At 34.2% G+C, this 20,064-nt stretch carries 20 protein-coding genes; 1 reads left to right on the top strand and 19 read right to left on the bottom strand.

The features are described from left to right. Positions 1-269: 269 nt before the first annotated feature. Positions 270-446, bottom strand: a complete 177-nt coding sequence (locus CN946_RS23585) for a hypothetical protein (protein ID WP_176547380.1) — start codon at positions 444-446, stop codon at positions 270-272. Positions 447-608: 162 nt separating this feature from the next. Here CN946_RS23585 and pdaB point away from each other — a divergent pair, with 162 nt between their 5' ends. After that, positions 609-1,376: a polysaccharide deacetylase family sporulation protein PdaB gene (gene pdaB / locus CN946_RS19050; protein WP_098862530.1), complete on the top strand. Its 768-nt coding sequence runs from the start codon at positions 609-611 to the stop codon at positions 1,374-1,376. Positions 1,377-1,397: 21 nt separating this feature from the next. Here the strand turns inward: pdaB and CN946_RS19045 are convergent, their stop codons facing one another. The 18 genes from CN946_RS19045 to rplQ form a co-directional block, all read right to left on the bottom strand. Beyond that, positions 1,398-1,985 carry a KinB-signaling pathway activation protein gene (locus tag CN946_RS19045; RefSeq protein WP_098862529.1) on the bottom strand — a complete coding sequence of 196 codons (588 nt, stop codon included), beginning with the start codon at positions 1,983-1,985 and terminating at the stop codon, positions 1,398-1,400. A 192-nt stretch (positions 1,986-2,177) separates the two neighbouring features. Next, positions 2,178-3,239, bottom strand: coding sequence for an Mrp/NBP35 family ATP-binding protein (locus CN946_RS19040; protein WP_098862528.1), 1,062 nt, complete (start codon positions 3,237-3,239; stop codon positions 2,178-2,180). Positions 3,240-3,512: 273 nt separating this feature from the next. Next, positions 3,513-4,223: an N-acetylmuramoyl-L-alanine amidase CwlD gene (gene cwlD, locus CN946_RS19035; RefSeq protein WP_098862527.1), complete on the bottom strand. Its 711-nt coding sequence runs from the start codon at positions 4,221-4,223 to the stop codon at positions 3,513-3,515. 58 nt (positions 4,224-4,281) lie between these two features. After that, positions 4,282-4,713, bottom strand: a complete 432-nt coding sequence (locus tag CN946_RS19030) for a DUF2521 family protein (RefSeq protein ID WP_098862526.1) — start codon at positions 4,711-4,713, stop codon at positions 4,282-4,284. 230 nt (positions 4,714-4,943) lie between these two features. Beyond that, positions 4,944-6,212, bottom strand: a complete 1,269-nt coding sequence (locus tag CN946_RS19025; protein WP_098862525.1) for a saccharopine dehydrogenase family protein — start codon at positions 6,210-6,212, stop codon at positions 4,944-4,946. 164 nt (positions 6,213-6,376) lie between these two features. After that, on the bottom strand, positions 6,377-7,702 hold the full coding sequence (locus CN946_RS19020) for a phage portal protein (protein WP_098862524.1): 1,326 nt from the start codon (positions 7,700-7,702) through the stop codon (positions 6,377-6,379). Between the two features lie 222 nt (positions 7,703-7,924). Further along, positions 7,925-8,857, bottom strand: coding sequence for a response regulator (locus tag CN946_RS19015; protein WP_098862523.1), 933 nt, complete (start codon positions 8,855-8,857; stop codon positions 7,925-7,927). Then, positions 8,854-10,107, bottom strand: a complete 1,254-nt coding sequence (locus CN946_RS19010; RefSeq protein WP_098862531.1) for a sensor histidine kinase — start codon at positions 10,105-10,107, stop codon at positions 8,854-8,856. Before CN946_RS19010 ends, CN946_RS19015 begins: the two co-directional genes overlap by 4 nt. 174 nt (positions 10,108-10,281) lie before the next feature. Continuing rightward, the gene (locus tag CN946_RS19005; RefSeq protein WP_141546943.1) at positions 10,282-11,976 is read right to left on the bottom strand and encodes an NAD-dependent malic enzyme; all 1,695 of its coding nucleotides are present in this window, start codon (positions 11,974-11,976) and stop codon (positions 10,282-10,284) included. Positions 11,977-12,202: 226 nt separating this feature from the next. Continuing rightward, the gene (gene aspA, locus CN946_RS19000) at positions 12,203-13,639 is read right to left on the bottom strand and encodes an aspartate ammonia-lyase (protein ID WP_098862521.1); all 1,437 of its coding nucleotides are present in this window, start codon (positions 13,637-13,639) and stop codon (positions 12,203-12,205) included. 18 nt (positions 13,640-13,657) lie between these two features. Further along, positions 13,658-14,929, bottom strand: coding sequence for a cation:dicarboxylate symporter family transporter (locus tag CN946_RS18995; protein ID WP_098862520.1), 1,272 nt, complete (start codon positions 14,927-14,929; stop codon positions 13,658-13,660). Positions 14,930-15,309: 380 nt separating this feature from the next. After that, positions 15,310-15,702, bottom strand: coding sequence for a 30S ribosomal protein S9 (gene rpsI / locus CN946_RS18990; RefSeq protein ID WP_056467505.1), 393 nt, complete (start codon positions 15,700-15,702; stop codon positions 15,310-15,312). 21 nt (positions 15,703-15,723) lie between these two features. Then, entirely contained in the window at positions 15,724-16,161 is a 438-nt protein-coding gene (gene rplM / locus CN946_RS18985) for a 50S ribosomal protein L13 (RefSeq protein ID WP_098428732.1), read from the bottom strand. Positions 16,162-16,318: 157 nt separating this feature from the next. Then, positions 16,319-17,062, bottom strand: a complete 744-nt coding sequence (gene truA / locus CN946_RS18980) for a tRNA pseudouridine(38-40) synthase TruA (RefSeq protein ID WP_098862519.1) — start codon at positions 17,060-17,062, stop codon at positions 16,319-16,321. A gap of 12 nt (positions 17,063-17,074) precedes the next feature. Next, positions 17,075-17,869 carry a cobalt ECF transporter T component CbiQ gene (gene cbiQ, locus CN946_RS18975; protein ID WP_098862518.1) on the bottom strand — a complete coding sequence of 265 codons (795 nt, stop codon included), beginning with the start codon at positions 17,867-17,869 and terminating at the stop codon, positions 17,075-17,077. Further along, a complete protein-coding gene (locus tag CN946_RS18970) occupies positions 17,866-18,732 on the bottom strand; it encodes an energy-coupling factor ABC transporter ATP-binding protein (protein ID WP_098862517.1) in 867 nt (288 codons plus the stop codon). Before CN946_RS18970 ends, cbiQ begins: the two co-directional genes overlap by 4 nt. Next, positions 18,708-19,550 carry an energy-coupling factor ABC transporter ATP-binding protein gene (locus CN946_RS18965; RefSeq protein ID WP_098428736.1) on the bottom strand — a complete coding sequence of 281 codons (843 nt, stop codon included), beginning with the start codon at positions 19,548-19,550 and terminating at the stop codon, positions 18,708-18,710. The genes CN946_RS18970 and CN946_RS18965 overlap by 25 nt, the downstream gene beginning before the upstream one ends. Positions 19,551-19,663: 113 nt before the next feature. Further along, on the bottom strand, positions 19,664-20,026 hold the full coding sequence (gene rplQ / locus CN946_RS18960) for a 50S ribosomal protein L17 (RefSeq protein ID WP_056467487.1): 363 nt from the start codon (positions 20,024-20,026) through the stop codon (positions 19,664-19,666). Positions 20,027-20,064: the final 38 nt, after the last annotated feature.

Here is a 20,064-nt window from a genome sequence, read left to right as displayed (position 1 = left end):
TTGTCGCTCAGAAGCGACTTTTTAATATTACCATTTTGTAATATAGCCTGTCAACTTTTTTTAAAAGTTGTTTTTTAATTTGTTGAATCAGTTTTTGTTGTCGTTGAAGACAAGAAATAATATACCACGTATTCAAATATAGCGTCAACACAAAATTTGATTTTTTTTAATTTTTTTTCATGGACTATGTGAACAAGCCTCATGTGATCGCGAAAAGGGAAAGCAATGAAGCTTTTTACTCCCTACACCATTATTAAAGTGAAAAACTCCTATAGCGGTAATCTATTATACACTTCATATAAGATTTTCTTCTTTTGGACCATTTCATTTTTTACTCTTTCATTTAGATTATGAGATGATAACTCTTTATCTAATTCATATAGAGAGCGTATTATGAGCGATTCGATCTCTAATACATGCTCCCTATTTAGAAGCACTCCAAACATAAACACCACTCCATGGTACTTTCATCTTTATACGTTTTTAAGAAAATCCCAATTTTATTGTTCCAATACTTAAAACATTTAATCATTTCGTTTTATAGCATACAAGCTTACTAAATCTCATATCCTTTATATAAGAACTTGGACAAGAAAGAAGGCGATTCTATGCTTTTTTACTTTTACATCACTTCAAAAAGGAAATTAAAGCAATTTTCTTTAATTACTATTATTGCATTTTTCACAGCTTGCTTAGTTTATATACAAGCACCTAAAACATTTTCAACTTTTTCAACCAACAAGGGGCCAATGGCAATTTACAAAGGTGATGCCTCACAAAAAAATGTATCTCTTACTTTTGATATAAGCTGGGGAGATGAAAATGTAATCAAAGTTTTGGACGTATTACGAAATCAAAAAATTACGAATGCCACCTTTTTCTTATCCGCATCATGGGCAGAGCGGCATCCAGAGATTGTTGAAACAATCGTTAAACAAGGTCACGAGATTGGAACACTTGGGTATCGTTATAAAAGCTACACCCAGTTAACTCCAGTTGAAATGCAAAGAGATTTAAATAATTCAGCAGAAGTATTTAATCGTCTAGGCGTAAAAGACGTTAAGTTATTTAGACCACCAAATGGTGAATATAATAAAGAAGTTATAAAGCTTGCTGCACGCAACAATCTTTCTGTAATTCATTGGAGTGTTAATACTGAAGACTGGAGAAATCCTGGAACAAATAAAATTGTTAAAAGCGTAGAAAATAATACTGATCCGGGCGACATCATTTTGCTTCATGCAAGTGATTCAGCACTTCAAACACCAAAAGCATTGCCATTAATTTGGTCCTACTTAAAAGACGAAGGATATAAAAACATAACTGTTTCTCAAATGATATCTAATACTAAAACTAATATTAAAATTGTAAAATAAAAAAGCTAAGAGATGTTTCTCTTAGCTTTTTAGTATTTTGTGTAGAGTTAATAACTGATACGCATTACAAATAAATAACGGTACTAACATTAGAATTAACCACGAAAGATCATTCTGTCTTAATGCAGGAACCCATTCAACGATTGTAACGACAATCATAAAAAATAAAGCTGGAATAAACGCCCCTTTGTTTGTTTCTTTCATTTTTATATAAGAAACAATCAAACTACCTACTAAAAGCACTATTGGGAATATTAAATACACAGTAAAAGCTTCTCCATGCGCATACTCTTTAAATCGAAAGTAAGCTAAATCAAATAAAGCGAATATGATTAATACAATTTGAACTGTATTCCATAATGACTTAAATAAGCCTAATCCAAATCTATGTATTGTCAAATATGCAAAGAATCCCATCTGACTTACTGCACTGAAGACTAATCCTAATATAAATAAAAATGATACTTCTACTAGAAGTTTAATAAATCTAGCATCTTGAACGTAACTTAAATACTCTTTATACCCATAAAGAATACCCGTTATGATTGTTGCGATTCCACCAACTAGTAATGTTATTAAAAATAATCGAACCAATTTCCGACTCGTCATTCGTTTCTTAATCCCCCGTTTTCACAAAGCTTCTGATTTTCTTCTTAAATTAACGATTCATATAAAACTTTATTAACTATTTAATCAATATAAATACCCTAATAATTTAATTCATGTCTAAATATTATCAATGGTTATCGTATAACCATTGATAACAAAAAACAAGCATACAAATTAAAAGGGTATTGTTTATTATTTATTTAATACGATTTTTTCGACTACTTGCTCAGCAATCGACGTATAGATTTTACCTGTTGGGTGATCTTTATCATATATTGAAGGAGCAAAGTCCTCTTCATCCCAATCAGGCTGCTGTAAAGGTAATTGTCCTAATAGAGTTGTTTGAAGCTCTTTTGCAAGCCTTTCTCCTCCACCTTTACCAAAAACATACTCTTTTTCGCCAGTTTTTTTACTTTCAAAATAACTCATATTTTCTACAACACCAATAATTTCATGATTTGTTTTTAATGCCATTACTCCCGCTCTAGCTGCAACAATTGAAGCTGTAGGATGTGGTGTTGTAACAATTATTTCTTTACAAGAAGGTAACATGCTATGAACGTCTAGCGCTACATCTCCAGTACCTGGTGGTAAATCTAGTAATAAATAGTCTAAATCTCCCCATTCTACTTCTGTGAAAAACTGTTGTAGCATTTTACCAAGCATTGGACCTCTCCAAATAATTGGTGAATTATCTTCTACAAAGAATCCCATTGAAATAACCTTTACTCCAAAACGATCGACTGGAATGATACGCTCACCCCTGATCACAGGTCTTGTCGTAATTCCCATCATATCCGGTACACTAAAGCCATAAATATCAGCATCAATTATACCTACTTTTTTACCTAATCTTGCTAAAGCAACAGCTAAGTTTACAGAAACAGTTGATTTTCCTACTCCACCTTTTCCACTTGCGATTGCTAAAAATTGTACTTTTTTATTATCTAATAGTGAAAGTGTTGAGTTTTCTTCATTGTCTTCAATAAACTGACCTTTTTCTTCTTCTGTAAATTCAGTAAATCGAATTCCAACTGTATCAGCACCATTCTGCTTTAATAACTGAACAATTTGTGTTTGAATTTGCATTTGTTCAGCTGTGCCCGTTTTCAACAATGCAATTTTAACGCTTACATGTTTCTTCTCTTCTTTTATCGATATTTCTTTAACAGCATCTAATTCTGCTAATGATTTATTTAAAAATGGCTCATTAATTGTACCTAAAAGTGATAATACTTGTTCATTGGTAAGCATATTTACACCTCGTTATCTTAATATACTAAATAGTATAACACATGTATCATAGTTAGTCTTAAGTAACATTAATTAGTTAGTAAAAATGAAAACCACCGAATAATTCGGCGGTTCCCTATCATAGACGAAGTCCAAAAAATATGATTTTCAAGCTAATTGATCTTTCGATGCACGAAGTCTGTGCGGAGCGGAATTACCCTAAACGGTAATAAGCACCATAAGCAGACCAAGTAACGAAGAAAACGAGCGTTTGCCAATAGTTTGAAACACCGATTAATTCGGTGGTTCATTTTTATCTGTATAATATCTAATAACCCCTCTATATATAGCTGCAGCAAGTTTATCTTGATAGTCTTCATCTCTTAACTGCTGACTTTCTTCATAATTTGATAAAAAGCCAACTTCTACAAGCGCACCTGGTACTTTGGCATATTTCATCAAATAAACATGATTAATAATTTTCGCTAATCGATGAGTATTATTTAAACTTTCTCTTAGCTCAGCTTGGACGTATTTTGCAAATCGCTCATTTTCAATTAATGAACCATAAAAGAATGTTTGTGCTCCTTTTGAAGATGTTCTTGGTAAGGAGTTTAAATGAATTGATATGTATAGGTCTGCGTTCGATCCATTAATAATTTCTACCCTTTTCCTTAAATCCACGCTTTTTCTTCTACTATATCCTTTCATTCCATCCTCTGCTAAATCGTAATCTCCATCTCTTGTCATAATAACTGTTGCTCCTTGACCTTGTAAATAATCCCTCAGTTTGTTTGTTATTGATAGTGCCACAACTTTTTCAATAACATCTCCACCTGAAGCACCTCCATCTGGTCCACCATGCCCAGCATCCAAAACAATCACTTTTCCATCTAGAGGTAGTCCTCTAAAATTCCAGGTCTTTGAAGTTTTTTGTAATAAAGGTATACTCAAAATCAAAAAAACAAAGGTTACAATGATAACGATTAAATGCCATCTTTTCATTTTTTCTCCCCCTGATTGTCCTATAAAAAATATATGGGACAACTAGGAAGAATATGACTTACTTTGATAAACGAAGTCTGTGTCTTCTTTCTCCTTTTACATATCCATCTAACCACCAATTATTTAAAAAAGATTTACATCGGTCAAACGGCTCTGTTTGTATATCATCCTTACGGCCAAATACAGAAGAATAAAATAAATAAGCTAACCATTCAGATTCTTTAGCTGATCTTCTTATAACATTCTCGATTGGTTCACCATAATAACCAAATCGGCTATATCTTGCACCTAATAAGTATGTTTCTACCGCTAACTCAAAACAGTAATCTTCTCGTGCTTTTCTTTGGTTAATGTCTGCGTCAATACAGTAGGAAAACGAATCCTTTAATTGGGCTTTTAATTGAATTATTTTTAATTCTTTTAATAAGCTCTTTTCAAATTTAATTTGCTTTGCTCTTCTTTTTTCTCGGAAATTTGTTATAAGATTCATGATGAAACCTCCCCGTAGCCATAGTCTAAGACGAAAAGGGGTGCTTCATTCAAAAACTACATACTTAATTTCTTCCATAAAAAAATAATAATTTTCTTAAAAAACACAGATTTTAAAAATTGTATTAATTTTGAATTTAAAATGCATTTTTAAGACCTATAAAGATCTACTATTTCTTAAATTATAAAAAAGAGAGGTCTCAAAAACACTTCCTCCCCTCTTTCATATTTTTAATTATTGAATGATTTCATTCTTTGTAAAAGTAATCCATCACTTTTTTCATTTTCTCCATATACAAACTGAGGCATATGATACTTTAAATACTCTCCATATTTACTATTTGTATTTAATACTAATTCATCAACAAAGTAGGCACCTTTTACTACAGTATCCAAAAATAAACTCGCAACCCCTGCATAAACTCCACACGCGACCTGAAGATAGGTTGCATTTGTACCATAATTAGCGAATGAATCTTTATTGTTCATAACATTATAGATATAGCGCTCTTTATCTTCGTACACAAGCAAAACTCCAACTACGTCCTCTCCTACCAATGGAGCTGTTGAAGGATCTAGAAGCTTTTTATCAAAACCCAATATTTCGTCAGTGTTTTTTAAATTATTTCTAATTAGATTTGTTGTATGCTCATTAACACGATACACAAAGCCACTTTCTAAGTTGAACAATTTGCCAATAATAAATACTTCTTCATGTGGCATAAGACAACCATAGAAGACTTTTTCCCCCAACGTTACTTTAAATTCAACAGAATAAACATCATCATACAAGAAGATTGGAATATTTTGTTTAACAAACATAGGAAAGCTTGTGACTGCCTCTTCTAGGAAGCAATCTGGGGACCAAGTGGTGTAAATTGTCTCTTTTTGAGCTATTGAAGGGTTTTCATAAAAAGAATTATCATGTTCAACAATGTAACATGCAAGAGGTTTTTCGGAAGGGAATTGGTTCATTAAATCGATTGCCATCCATTGCACAATACCAGGATTCATCCCTGAACCAATAATTGCTGTAGTATTTTTAAACTTTCGTTTATTGTCCTCGAAGATACGTAAACGTTCTTTAAGTGGGAATCCAGAACTAATACTTTCATCTCCATCTACTATTTCACTTTCTAAAGCTGTGTTGACATACTTCACACCAAACTCATTACAACAGCGCAACATTTCAACAGAATCTGCTCTAGAAACATCAACTACAATAACTGTATTACTCTCTATGAGATGTTTTTTCATTAAATCAATATTATTAACATTCATTTCATGAAATGTAACATTTTCTATAAGGTCAGGAATAATCCTTTCAAAATAAGTTAAATCTTTCTGTTTCAAATCAATTAAATGAAACCTGGCATTTTTCATTAGCTGATGAATTGGATCATTTTGATCCTTTGCCGCTTTATTAAATATAGAAAGTACTGCCTTTGCCACTCCGCCAGAACTACCTAATAGGGTAATAATCGCATCATTTTCAAACATATAAACAACTCCATATATTGGTTTAATATTAGCTTTTACTTTACTATATGAACCAATGGGAAAAGTGTTCGGACAAGTATCCTGTCTATCTAACCTATGCTAACTTTCTAATTGAAAAAAAAAAAGCCTAACTAATTATTAGTTAAAAGCTCTATTTTTGGTTATTAATTACTTTTGTCGTCAGATTCTAGTTTTTCTAAAAGTTTCTTCTGTTGTTCCTTACAAAATTCTTTAAATTCTTTGCATTCTTCTAAACACTCTTGTCTGCATCTTTCAATTTCTTCTTCGCGTCTCTTTTCTCTTTCAACTCGTAATTCAAATTCTCTATCTCTTTCTTTTTGATCGATTGGTGCTGTATCAGTTTTTAGAAGTGGTACATCTCCTCTTTGGATTGGTCCGATTCCAAATAGAGCACGCCATTCATTAGGAGTTAAGGAAGCTCGTTCTACCATAATTGAAAATGCTAATTTAGTTGCAATCGATGCAAATTCTAAGTTAGATGCTTCAAAAACAATCCGATTACCATTTTTTCGTTCCGCTGGAGTGAAGAATTTACGTGTAAATTCATTATTTAGCTGGATGACTAAAGGATTAATAACAGCTTCATTATACGAATTCCATTGATCCTCATTAAATGTACTTTGAACTATATTTTCGTTCGTATTAAAAAAACTATAGATTCGTCTGATTGCATCACTTGTTCTTTGTGCCTCTGGAGCATAATTACTTGCGGGTACTTGTTGTAAAGTGTACGTTGGCTCTGAAAAACCTGCTTTTACACCATCGCCTGTAAACTTCATATAATTATTTACAAATTCATTCGTATTCTTAATCATATCTTCTTCATCTAGTAATTCCTTAAAGTTCAATAACCAATTCATAAAGCGATTGTTACTTACATTTTGGACGATACTATCATCTACCGAATCAATCACTTCTAATAACGGAAGTAAAGGATCATATGGCGAAGTACCAAATAGATCATTACTATTAAAATCTTGTCTTAAATGAATGATATCGCTATAAGGTAAAATTAGTACATTTTTAGTTTTGAATGTGAACTTTAAAAAAATCAAACCTTGATTATTTTCAAGCACTTCAACTTTCGTACATGGAATAGGAAATAGAGCGATAGGATACCCAAAATCATTTCGCTTTATAAATGCAAACGCGTTACTATTTAAGTCAAGTTGCGTTACCATTTTCTCTAAAAGTAATTGCCTAGACATAAATGGATTTGGTTCTTGAAGTACATTAAAAACCCACGGATCGGGGTTAATCTTACATTCTCTATTATTTTCTCTAACATGTGTTACTTTTAGTTTTCCAATTGCATTGGCTTTAGGTCTAATACATGCCCTGATCACATCATTCTTAAATAATGTATCGCCTAATGTTAATTGGCCATCCCCTTCATCATTTAATAACTCAAAAGAACTAGTACTTGATTGAAAATTCATTTTGCCCATTATCCAATCGATTAAGCCCAACGTACATCACCCCTAACGTAGATGGCCAAAGGTATAATTTATTAAGGTATATTATTTTATTCTTTTAAAACTCTTCTATGCTACAATTCGAGAATGGATTATTAGAATTTTTTAATTTTTGTCATTTTAGAATATGAGTATACTATTTAGTTTATTCCAGAAAGTAATCTCATACGAAAAGGCCCTCGCCAAAAGCGCTTGAGGGCCTACTAATATTTATTTTTAATATCTCTCAGCTAATAGCTGTTTCGATTCAAAGTATAAAACTTGTATAAATTTCTTTGCATTAATGCGGGTATGTGTTGATGAAGTCAAGGATACTTGCTTCAATTCACTCATTCTTTGACGAACTGTTTCAAAATCAAAAAACTTTGAAGCATAATTTTCAAATTTAGGGTTCGCAAAATCTGTCAGTCCTATTGATGCCATATGGTTTAATGATTGATAAATTGCTCTACGAACTCGTTGTTCTGATGATTTCCTTTCCCGCTCAACATCTTCTTGAGAATTTACAATCCCTAGCTTTTTCAAACTGATGTGTGTGTATATATCCTTTAATGTAGGAAACCCTGCCTCTAAGCCAAAATTCGTTTCATATTCATATAGGTAATTGAGCATATCAAGCAAGTCCTTGCTCCCATTTTCTCCAGCTATGCCAAGTTCTGATAAAAGAACCTGTCCCCAATCCGTAATTTTCTTTTTATCAGATATTGGAGTATGTCGATTTATTGAATTTACATCAAAAACATTACTTAATGACTTTTGAATGTCAAGAATCGATCGCTCAAGTCGAATTCGCTCCAAGACCTTTCTAACGACGGAGATCACTTCAATTTTGTTCAATGGCTTAGTAATATAATATTCAATACCGAGAGAATAAGCTTCTCCAATTAATTCTTTCGACTCCACTTGGGAAATCATAATAATTTTTCCTTTGAATGAAGGTCCCATTCTGCGAATTGTTTCTATACCGTCCTGAAGAGGCATTAATAAATCGATAAATAAAATATCAACATGATTTATTTCAAGTGTATTTGCATCTAAAAAAAAGCCGTCTTCCGCCTCACCAACAACTTCACCTAGCTCTTCATCTTCTATGATTTGTGATAACATCGATCGAAAGACTTCATCATCATCTGTGATATAAAAGTTCATAAATTCATCCTTTCTAAGACGAGAGCTCCGATTGGTAGTCGGATTGTAAAAATACATTCACTCTCTTTTTGATTGAGAATAACTTCCCCTCCAAGTTCTTCTGCCATTTCTTTGATATAGGATAAACCGATTCCTGTAGATGGGGTTCCATCATCGCTATATTTAGAAGTAAACCCAGGTTTAAAAATAAGCTTCATATTTTTTGAAGGAACTCCAGGTCCATTATCAATAACCTTACATTCAATCCAATCTTCAACTCTTTCTATTGATAAGAGAATCGTCCCTTTATGCTCTATAGCTTCAACTGCGTTCGCAACTAAGTTATTAATGAATGATAGCATTAGATAGATATGATAGTGCAGGTGTTGTCCCTTTATTTCGGAAATAAACTCAATCTTCTTTCCTAGCATGCCTGCATATTTTTGATTAATTCGGATAACCATTGTCACTAAATCACTTACACTCATATATTCAGGCAAACTTTCACTTGTAATTAGTTTAGAAAGTCCAGCAAAAATTCTTTGGTTATCCTTTTTTATTTCATGTACCTCTCCTGCAATTCTTAAAGATTTGCTCCCCCATTTTTCAATTGGAACTCCTAAATCCTGTTTGTACTTACTCATGTCTCGATATAAATTGTAGGATTCTTTTGTTATTGTTTCGGCATTTTGTAATGTCTTTTTCAAATAAACAGACTCTACATACAAATTGGATAAATGCATAAGCATATTTTCATTTTCTTTACGAGTTTGTGATTCCTTCAGTTTTAGCTCGTAAAGTTTCATCATATTGATAAACGCTAATACAAAGAAGCTTCTAAATACCGCAATAATAATAATTTTGTTTAACTCTTCGACTGTAAGTGAAGAACCCATTCCATATAGTTGAAGTATTAATTCGATTAAACTAGAAGTGATTTCAATCGTAATACCGAAGATTCCTATTAGTAAAGGATGCTGATTTCGATTCACCTTCAGTAAATAGAATAAAACGGAATATGAAAAATAATATAAAAAAGTAGGAAATCTAACCGAAAAAGATGAAGCAAGATTAAAATCGGTCAATACTAACCAATCTAGTCCAACACGGAATACAAAGACAGATATGCCTATTAACAGCCCTATTAAAACAGAATGATAATTCCTAAAATACAATAAAGAAAAGAAAAAAATTGGGGTTCCAAAACTAACGCGAAATATATTATCAAATGGATGAAAGTTCAGTTCACCCGCTATTGGAACTATAACCATAAGTGCAATAACAATCCAGAAATCTTTCCCTTGCAGTCCTTTAGATTTCAAATCCGCCACTTCCTGATTTTTGCTACTAGTATATCGCCTTGTTGTTATTAACACAATGATCCTCCATACTACTAAATTTCATAAGAAAATACAGCTTGATCATACAAGCTGTATTTTTTATTTTTATATAGTGACCAATTCTTTTGTAGCTTTAACCGGTCGATATGCAGGATCCCACATTGCGTTTCGTACTGCTTGCTCAATATCGTCGTGTACAACTCGAGCTACTCCATCAGCTACTGCTGCTTTAGCTACTTCAATCGCAACTACTTCAGAAATAGTTCGTAGATTCTCGATTTGAGGAAGTAAAGGTGCACCTAACTTACTTACATCGATCATTTCCGCTACAGCTTCTGCAGCCGCTGCAAACATTCCATCAGTAATAATACTAGCGCGTGAAACATTTGTTCCAAGTCCTAAGCCTGGGAAAATAAGCGCGTTATTTGATTGACCAATTACATAAACCGTTTTGTTAAATGTTACTGGAGCAAAAGGACTTCCTGTTGCTACCAATGCTCTTCCTTCAGTCCACTTGATTAAATCAGAAGGTTTTGCTTCTGCAAGTGGTGTAGGATTTGACATCGGTAAAATTACAGGTCTTTCAACATGTGCTGCCATATCTTTTATAATCTCTTCTGTGAATGCACCGGCAACAGTTGAAGTACCAATTAAGATCGTAGGATGAACTTGGCTTACAACTTCTGCTAGGCTTGCACCTGAGTTATTTTCCTCGATTGGGCGTGCATACGGTTGTTGGAAGTCGAACAACCCTTCCATATCCTCTGCAAGCAATCCATTTCGGTCAATACACCAGAATCTGCGGTTTGCTAATTCGAATGACAGGCCTTCACGTACCATTGCATCACGTACTTGATCTGCGATTCCAATACCCGCCGCTCCTGCACCGAATACAACTACACGATGTTCACTTAAAGGAATACCAGATGCATTCACTGCTGCTAACACAGCGGCAAGTGATACTGCTCCTGTGCCTTGAATATCATCATTGAAAGTACAAACATGGTGACGATATTTATCTAATATGTTTCGTGCATTTTTAGAGCTGAAATCCTCCCAATGAAGTAAAGCATTTGGGAATTTTTCAACAGCAGTTGTTACAAACTTATCAATGAATGCATCATATCGATTATCGCGAACGCGAGGATGACGGTTTCCAACATAAAATGGATTATTTAGTAGCTCTTCACGATCAGTACCAACATCTAAAACGACTGGTAATACACGTGCTGGATCAATACCTGCCGCAGCTGTATATACCGCTAATTTGCCGATTGCGATATTAATACCACCAACTCCCCAGTCACCAATTCCTAATATTCCTTCACCGTCAGTAATAACGATTAAATCAATTTCATCTGCATTTGCGCCATAATGATCAAATGCTTGTTCAATACCATCTTCTTCATTAATAGAAAGATACAAACCACGAGGTCTTCTATATTCATTACTATAACGTTGAATTGCTAAACCAACTGTTGGTGTATAAACAACTGGAAGCATTTCAGGTAAGTGATCTGTTAGTACTCGATAAAATAATGTTTCATTACGATCATGTAAAGCTGATAATGCAACATTTTTATGCAAATCAGTAGGTTGTGACGAGAATTGCGCGTAAGCCCGTTTAGCTTGCTCCTCCAGCGTCAGTACAGCTGGCGGTAATAATCCTGTTAAACCTAATTCTTTTCGTTCCTCTTGAGTAAATGCAACTCCTTTATTAAGCATTGGTACACCTAATAATTCGGCACCTCGCAAGGTAGTCTCCACTTCTCCATTCGAACCTACCTTGAATTTATGCATATAATCCCATCCCTTATCTATCTTTTTATTTTTATCTTTTTTAGTTAAGCAAAAAAGGGCTTTTCGCCCTTACTTTGTAATAATTAATTATCAGACTGATTGAAAACGAATTTTCTTTCAATGTACATGGCCCGATGCGGTGCTAAAGTTACATACATGGCGGTATAAGCACCGCAAACAGGCTAAGCAACATAGAAAGTGAGCGTTTATCAGCAGACTGACTGTTTTATTGACGTTCTAAAAGAACTGCACCAGCAATACCAGGGTGAGTCATTTCAAATGGATCTAAAATTAAATCAAGCTCTTCTTCAGATAATACGTCATATTTTAAGCAAAGTTCACGAATTGGCTTTCCTGTTAAAATTGCTTCTCTTGCTATTCTCGCAGCAACTTCATAACCGATATGTGGATTAACCGCTGTGATTAGACCAACGCTCTTTTCTACATATTCTTTCATTCTGTCTTCATTTGCTTCAATTCCTTTTAAACAATTATCAGTAAATGCACGGAATCCATTATTCATAATGTTAATTGATTGAAGTAAATTAAATACAAGAACTGGCTCCATAACGTTTAATTCTAATTGTCCCGCTTCAGAAGCTAAACAAATTGTATGATCATTACCGATTACTTGGAATGCAATTTGGTTAATTACTTCAGCCATTACAGGATTTACTTTTCCTGGCATAATAGATGAACCCGGTTGACGCGCTGGTAATGAAATTTCCCCAAGACCTGCACGAGGACCAGAAGCCATTAAACGTAAATCGTTTGCAATTTTAGACATATTCATCATACAAACTTTAAGAGCACCAGATACCTCTGTGTAAGCATCAGTATTTTGAGTAGCATCAACAAGATGCTCAGCTCCAACAAGTGATAATCCGCTTATTTCAGCAAGTTGCTTAACAACTAGTTCAATGTAGCGAGGATCTGCATTTAAACCTGTTCCAACCGCTGTAGCTCCCATATTTACTTCATATAAGTGCTGACGAGATTGTTCGATACGTTTTATATCACGTCCAAGTACTCGAGAATATGCTTCGAATTCTTGTCCTAAACGAATTGGTACTGCATCTTGTAAGTGAGTACGGCCCATCTTAATTACATGGTCAAATTCTTTTGCCTTTAAGTCAAATACATCACGCATATAATTCATTGTGTTTAATAATTTATCTAACATATTTAAAGTCGCGATATGAATTGCAGTTGGGAATGCATCATTTGTAGATTGCGACATATTTACATGAGTATTTGGACTAATGCAGAAATAGTCACCTTTTTCTTTATCTAGTATTTCAAGCGCACGATTTGCAATAACCTCATTTGCATTCATATTCATTGATGTTCCTGCGCCACCTTGAATCGGATCAACAATGAACTGATCATGCCATTTGCCCTCAATAATTTCTTGAGCTGCCTCTGCAATCGCTTTACCATTTCCCTCATAAAGACGTTTTGTTTCCACGTTAGCAAGTGCTGCTGCCTTCTTTACAATCGCTAAAGCTTTAATAAGCTCTTCGTGAATTTTATAACCAGTAATAGGAAAATTCTCAACTGCGCGCAATGTTTGGACACCATAGTAGGCATCTGCTGGAATTTCTTTTTCCCCTAAAAAATCTTTTTCAATGCGTATGTTTGGTTTAATTTCAGTAGCCGCCATTTGTTTTTTCTCCCATCTTTACGCAACTTTTGATTCCTTAATAGAATCAATATATTGTTGCGCCTTCTCTTTATCGTATTCGCCTTCCCATTTCGCCATCGTAATGGCTGCTAACGAGTTTCCTAATACATTTACTGCAGAACGAACCATATCTAAAATACGATCAATACCTGCAATTAATGCGATACCTTCTAAAGGTAATCCCATTGAACCTAGTGTAGCCAGTACAACTACGAACGATGCACCAGGGACACCAGCCATACCCTTTGATGTAAGCATTAGTACAAATAATAATGTTACCTGCTCCATAAATGACATGTGAATATTGTACATCTGAGCAACAAATAATGCAGCAAGCGCTTGGTAAATCGCTGAACCCGTTAAGTTAAACGAGTACCCTGTCGGTATAACAAAAGATACTATTGCTTTTGGACAACCCATCTCTTCCATTTTTTTCATGATATTTGGAAGTACTGCTTCAGAACTTGCTGTTGTAAATGACAGAATCAGTTCTTCCTTTAAGATCTTCATAAGTGTAAAAATATTCGTCCCTGTCATTTTAGCATTAATACCTAAAATAACAATAGCAAAAAATGCCACAGTTATATAAACAGCTAAAACAAGTTTACCAAGTGGTAATAAAGTACTCACACCAAACTTTGCAACTGTTACAGCAATCAATGCAAAAACCCCAAACGGAGCAGTTTTCATAACTTGATTTGTAACCCAAAACATCGCTTCTAATACGCCTTCAAAAAATCCAAGAACTGGCTTTCCTTTATCTCCTATCGCTGCTACTCCTAAACCAAATAGAACAGAGAAGAAAATAATCGGCAATAAATCACCTTGTGCCATTGATTCAAACACATTTTTCGGGAAAATATGAACAATTGTTTCTGCAAAACCACTTTGTTGTGTTGCAGTTGCTGTTTGTTCATATGCAGAAATATCACCTTTTTGCAGATGACTCATATCTACGCCTTTACCTGGGTGGAATAAATTCGCTGCAAGTAATCCAATTCCAAGCGCAATCGTCGTAATGATTTCAAAATAAAGAAGTGTTTTTCCACCAAGTTTTCCTAGCTTCTTTATATCCCCTACACCTGCTACAGCTACTACTAGAGCTGAAATGACAATTGGCATAACGATCATTTTAATTAAATGAATAAAGATATCACCAATCGGTTGAATATAAGATATTGCCTTTTCATTTCCGTATACTAAAGCTCCTACAACAATACCTAATATAAGAGCAACAAAGATTTGCGTAGCTAATCCAAATTTCTTCATATAAATCCCCCTTGTTAACGCTTTCAAACATATAAATGAAATACATAACTAATTCTATATGCAAACCTACAAAACAATACAAAAACCTACAAACACTTTTAAAATAATTATAAAAAGTTTCAAAAACGTTAAATGGTCGAACGGATTGAACAAGGAGTAGGTCAAAAGAAAAAGTAGCTCGTGTAATAAAGCCCCTTCATTTTGAAATAATACCAGACATACAAAAATGTCTGTCCATAATCAAGGGAAAGATAGGAAAAAGGAAGTATAGTATGGGGAAGAATTGAAAATAGAGGAATTTACGCATAATGAAATAAACCCACAAAATAAAAAACTCCTGTCCACAAAGTGGAGAGGAGTTTTGAACGTATAAATAAAAATTAACGTTTTGAGAACTGAGGAGCTCTACGTGCACCTTTAAGACCGTATTTTTTACGTTCTTTCATACGTGCATCACGAGTTAATAATCCAGCGCGTTTTAAAGTTCCGCGGTATTCAGGATCAACTTGTAATAATGCTCTTGAGATACCGTGACGAATTGCACCAGCTTGACCAGTGTATCCACCACCGTTAACGTTTACTAAGATATCATAGCTACCTAATGTTTCAGTTGCAACAAGTGGTTGTTTAACAACTTCTCTTAATGCAGCGAATGGGATGTAATCTTCAAAATCACGACCGTTAATGATAACGCGTCCTTCGCCAGGAACTAAACGTACACGAGCTACTGAGCTTTTACGACGTCCTGTGCCATAGTATTGTACTTGTGCCATGTGAATGCCCTCCTTTTATAATTATCCGCGAAGTTCGAAAACTTCTGGTTTTTGTGCTTGGTGTGGATGCTCGTTACCAGCATACACGTGTAATTTTTTAATTTGAGCACGTCCAAGACGTCCTTTTGGAAGCATACCTTTAACAGCTAACTCAAGCATTTTAACTGGGTAGTTAGTACGCATTTCTAAAGCTGTACGCTCTTTTAAACCACCAGCATACATTGTATGACGGTAGTAAATTTTATCGTTTAATTTGTTTCCTGTTAAATGAACTTTCTCAGCATTGATGATGATTACGTTATCACCTGTATCAACGTGTGGTGTGAAAGTTGGTTTGTGCTTACCGCGAAGTAAAGTAGCTACTTCAGTTGCAAGACGACCTAAAGTTTTTCCTTCAGCGTCTACAACGAACCACTTACGTTCAACTTCGCTAGCTTTTGCCATATAAGTTGTGCGCATTCTATTTTCCTCCTAATACAATATACATAAAGTAAAATTGTTTTTATTGTTTATCTTTAACACGACTGGTTCCGGGGCTAATCGTGGTTCTTAAAACAATACCGTATTTAATATTAAACTTTATACCTTCTAATGTCAAGCAAATGTTACACCAGGATTAGTTGTTATAATCAACTTTCCATAAAAACAGCCCATTAGGCGGTGAAGTCTTGCCAGCCTTGGCTCGATTACGTGCTAATAATGCGTTTTTTACACTTTTTACATCACGCTTTCCTTGCCCTACTTCAATTAATGTTCCAACAATTATTCTTACCATATTATAAAGAAAACCATTTCCTTCAAGAGCAATGACAATCCCCTGATCTGTTTTATTAATACTTCCTTTATAAATCGTTCGTACTTTGTCCTTAATATCCGTATTTGATGCACAAAAGGAACTAAAATCATGTGTACCTAGTAAGCAATCTAATGCTTCTTGCATTTTAACAATATTTAGATCAAAAGGGAAAAAATAATGATGATTTCTAGAAAAAACATTTTCGTCTTTTTCATTCCAAATAAAATAACGGTATTCTTTCCGAACGACGTCAAATCTAGAATGAAAATTATCATCGACGATCTCTACATTTCTCACATTAATATCTTTAGGTAATTGTGCATTTAATGCTCTCTTCCATTGCTCTGGTTGAAGGTCATATTCACTATCAAAATGAATTACTTGTCCTACTGCGTGTACACCTGTATCTGTCCTACCAGATGCATGGATTCTTATTGGATTACCTTTGTGCATTTTAGTTAGAACCTTCTCAAAATCTGTTTGGACTGTTCTCTGATTAGGTTGAACTTGGTATCCATTAAATTGTGTGCCATCATATGAAATTATACATTTAATTCGATTCATAACTTATCTCCATTACTTACGTAAAAACAATAATAGTAAAAATAATATCAGTAATACAACAAAACATGCTGTATCCCGTAAATGCCACTTCATAATACGAAACTTTGTTCTTCCATCTCCGCCTTGGTATCCTCTGGCTTCCATCGCAACTGCTAAGTCTTCAGCTCGTTTAAATGAATGAATAAATAATGGAACAAGTAAAGAAACTAATGCTTTTAACCGGTCTTTTATAGGTCCTGAAGAGAAATCCACTCCTCGAGACGACTGTGCCTTCATAATCTTTTCAGTCTCTTCCATAAGCGTTGGAATAAATCGTAGTGAAATTGACATCATTAAAGCCATTTCATGCACAGGTAGACCAAACCTTTTAAATGGGTTAAATAATGACTCAAGTCCATCGGTGATTTCGATTGGATTTGTTGTTAATGTCAGTAAAGTGGTAATTGAAACTAAAAGAAAAAATCTCAAAGATATATAAATACCTTGAATAATTCCTTCTTTATGAATGTCGACCCATCCAAAATGATAAATTAGTGGTCCCTCTTTATTTGTAAAAACATGCAATAAAAACGTAAAAACTGCTAACAACCAGATTGCTCTTAATCCTTTTAAATAATAATTAAGAGGTACTCTTGATAGCAATACAATTACAATTGAAAATAAAAATAAAATACCGTATGTTATAAAATTATTTGCTAAGAAAACGATACAAATAAAAATGAACATTGTAAGAAGTTTTGATCTAGCATCTAGACGATGAATAAGTGAATCGATTGGAATATATTTTCCGATAATTAGACTATTCATTTTGTTTCCCCATTATAAAGATTCGCTATATAATTAGCGAGTTGTTCGATTGTTAAACTTGTAGCTTTTTCATTAATGCCTAATTTTTGATTTAGTTCTTGGTGGAACTTTAAAGAAAGTGGAATTTGTAATCCAATTTCCTCTAACTCCCTTTCATATGAGAATACTTCTAAAGGGCTTCCCTTTAAATATGTAGTCCCTTTTTGAAGCACATGGATCGTATCTGCATATCTCGCTGCATCTTCCATGCTATGCGTCACCAAAATGATCGTCAGGCCCTTTTCTTTATGCAATTCGTAAAACATATCCATTAACGCCTTTTGTCCACTAGGATCAAGACCAGCAGTTGGTTCATCCAAAACTAAAACTTCTGGTTCCATTGCTAAAACACCTGCAATTGCAACCCTTCTCATTTGACCACCACTTAATTCAAATGGTGACTTCATTAAATATTCTTCACTTAAGCCTACTTTTTCAATTAAATCTTTAGCTCTTTTTTTTGCTTCATCCTCAGATACACCAAAATTCATTGGACCAAAGCAAATATCTTTCTCTACAGTTTCTTCAAATAATTGCTGCTCAGGAAACTGAAAAACTAATCCTACTTTTTTTCTTAATGATTTTAAATTCTTGTTTTTCTTATCTGATAAAAGGGTAATATCGTCTATTTTAGCGATGCCCTCTGTTGGTTGTAAGAGGCCATTTAAATGTTGCAGAAAAGTAGATTTACCTGAGCCAGTGTGACCAATTACAGCATAATATGAGCCATCTGGTATCGTAACATCAATATCATAAAGAGCACGATGCTCAAAAGGTGTCTTCGGCTGATAAGTATAGCCTACTTTTTCAAAAGTAATTTGCATAATTCGCTCACCAAGCTTTCTTGCTCTAGATGGTCTTGTCTCAAAGGTAAACCTTTTTCGATTAATAAACTAGAAAGGTTATTTGTAAAAGGAGATGCTAATCCAAGCGACTCTAAAGAAAACTCTGTTTTTAAAAGCTCTTCTGGAGTTACGCTTTGAACTAAATGACCATCATGCATAATTAAAATACGGTCTGCATGTATTGCTTCTTCTATATCATGAGTAATTGAAATAACAGTCATATTAATGTCTTTATGTAAATCACGAATTGTCTCGATTACTTCTTTTCTACCGAAAGGATCTAACATCGAAGTAGCTTCATCTAATATTAATATACTTGGTTGAATTGCTAATGCCCCTGCTATTGCTACTCTTTGTTTTTGGCCACCAGAAAGAGAGTGTGGCTCATGGAGTACAAATTCATTCATATTGACGATGTTTAAAACTTCTTCAATTCGACGATCCATTTCTTTTTTCTCAATTCCATGGTTTTCTAATCCAAATGCAATATCGTCTATTACTGTCGTACCTACAAACTGATTATCAGGATTTTGAAATACCATCGCTATTTTCTTTCGCACGTCCCAAATTGTTTTTTCTGACAAGCTAATTTCCTCATCAATTACAATTTGGCCTTCTTCGGGTAATATTAGTCCATTTAAAAGTTTAGCTAATGTTGACTTTCCAGATCCGTTTCGACCTACAATAGCGATCCATTCATTTTCTTTTATATTAAATGATACAGAATGAACTGCATTTGATTGTGCCTGTGGATATTTAAAAGAGATGTTATCTACTTTAATACTATCTTTTCTCATTTGTTCACCTATAATTTCTCATTGTTTATAGATATATAATAGTCTAAAAGTAAACAGAAAAAAAGGGCAACGACATGTTTACAAGAAACGTCGAGCCCTTTTGTATTCGAATATTAAACTAATTCGATAACAACCATTGGTGCAGCGTCTCCACGACGAGGACCAATTTTTGCGATACGAGTGTATCCACCTTGGCGCTCAGTGTAACGAGGAGCGATGTCAGCAAATAATTTTTGTAAAGCGTCTTGACCGTTTTCAGCGTTAGCAACTTCATTACGGATGTAAGCAGCAGCTAGACGACGAGCGTGTAAGTCTCCACGTTTACCTAAAGTAATCATTTTTTCAACAACTGAACGTAACTCCTTCGCACGAGTCTCAGTTGTTTGAATACGTTCGTTGATAATTAAATCAGTAGCTAAGTCACGTAACATAGCTTTACGTTGTGAGCTAGTACGTCCTAATTTTCTGTATCCCATTTCTAGTTCCCTCCTTTGTAAGTAGTATCAAAATTGGG

Origin of the sequence: Bacillus sp. AFS053548 (assembly GCF_002575105.1) — a bacterium.
Lineage (GTDB): Bacteria > Bacillota > Bacilli > Bacillales > Bacillaceae_G > Gottfriedia.
The sequence above is the reverse complement of the archived record's forward strand: the minus strand, read 5'-3'. Positions and strand labels throughout refer to the sequence as shown.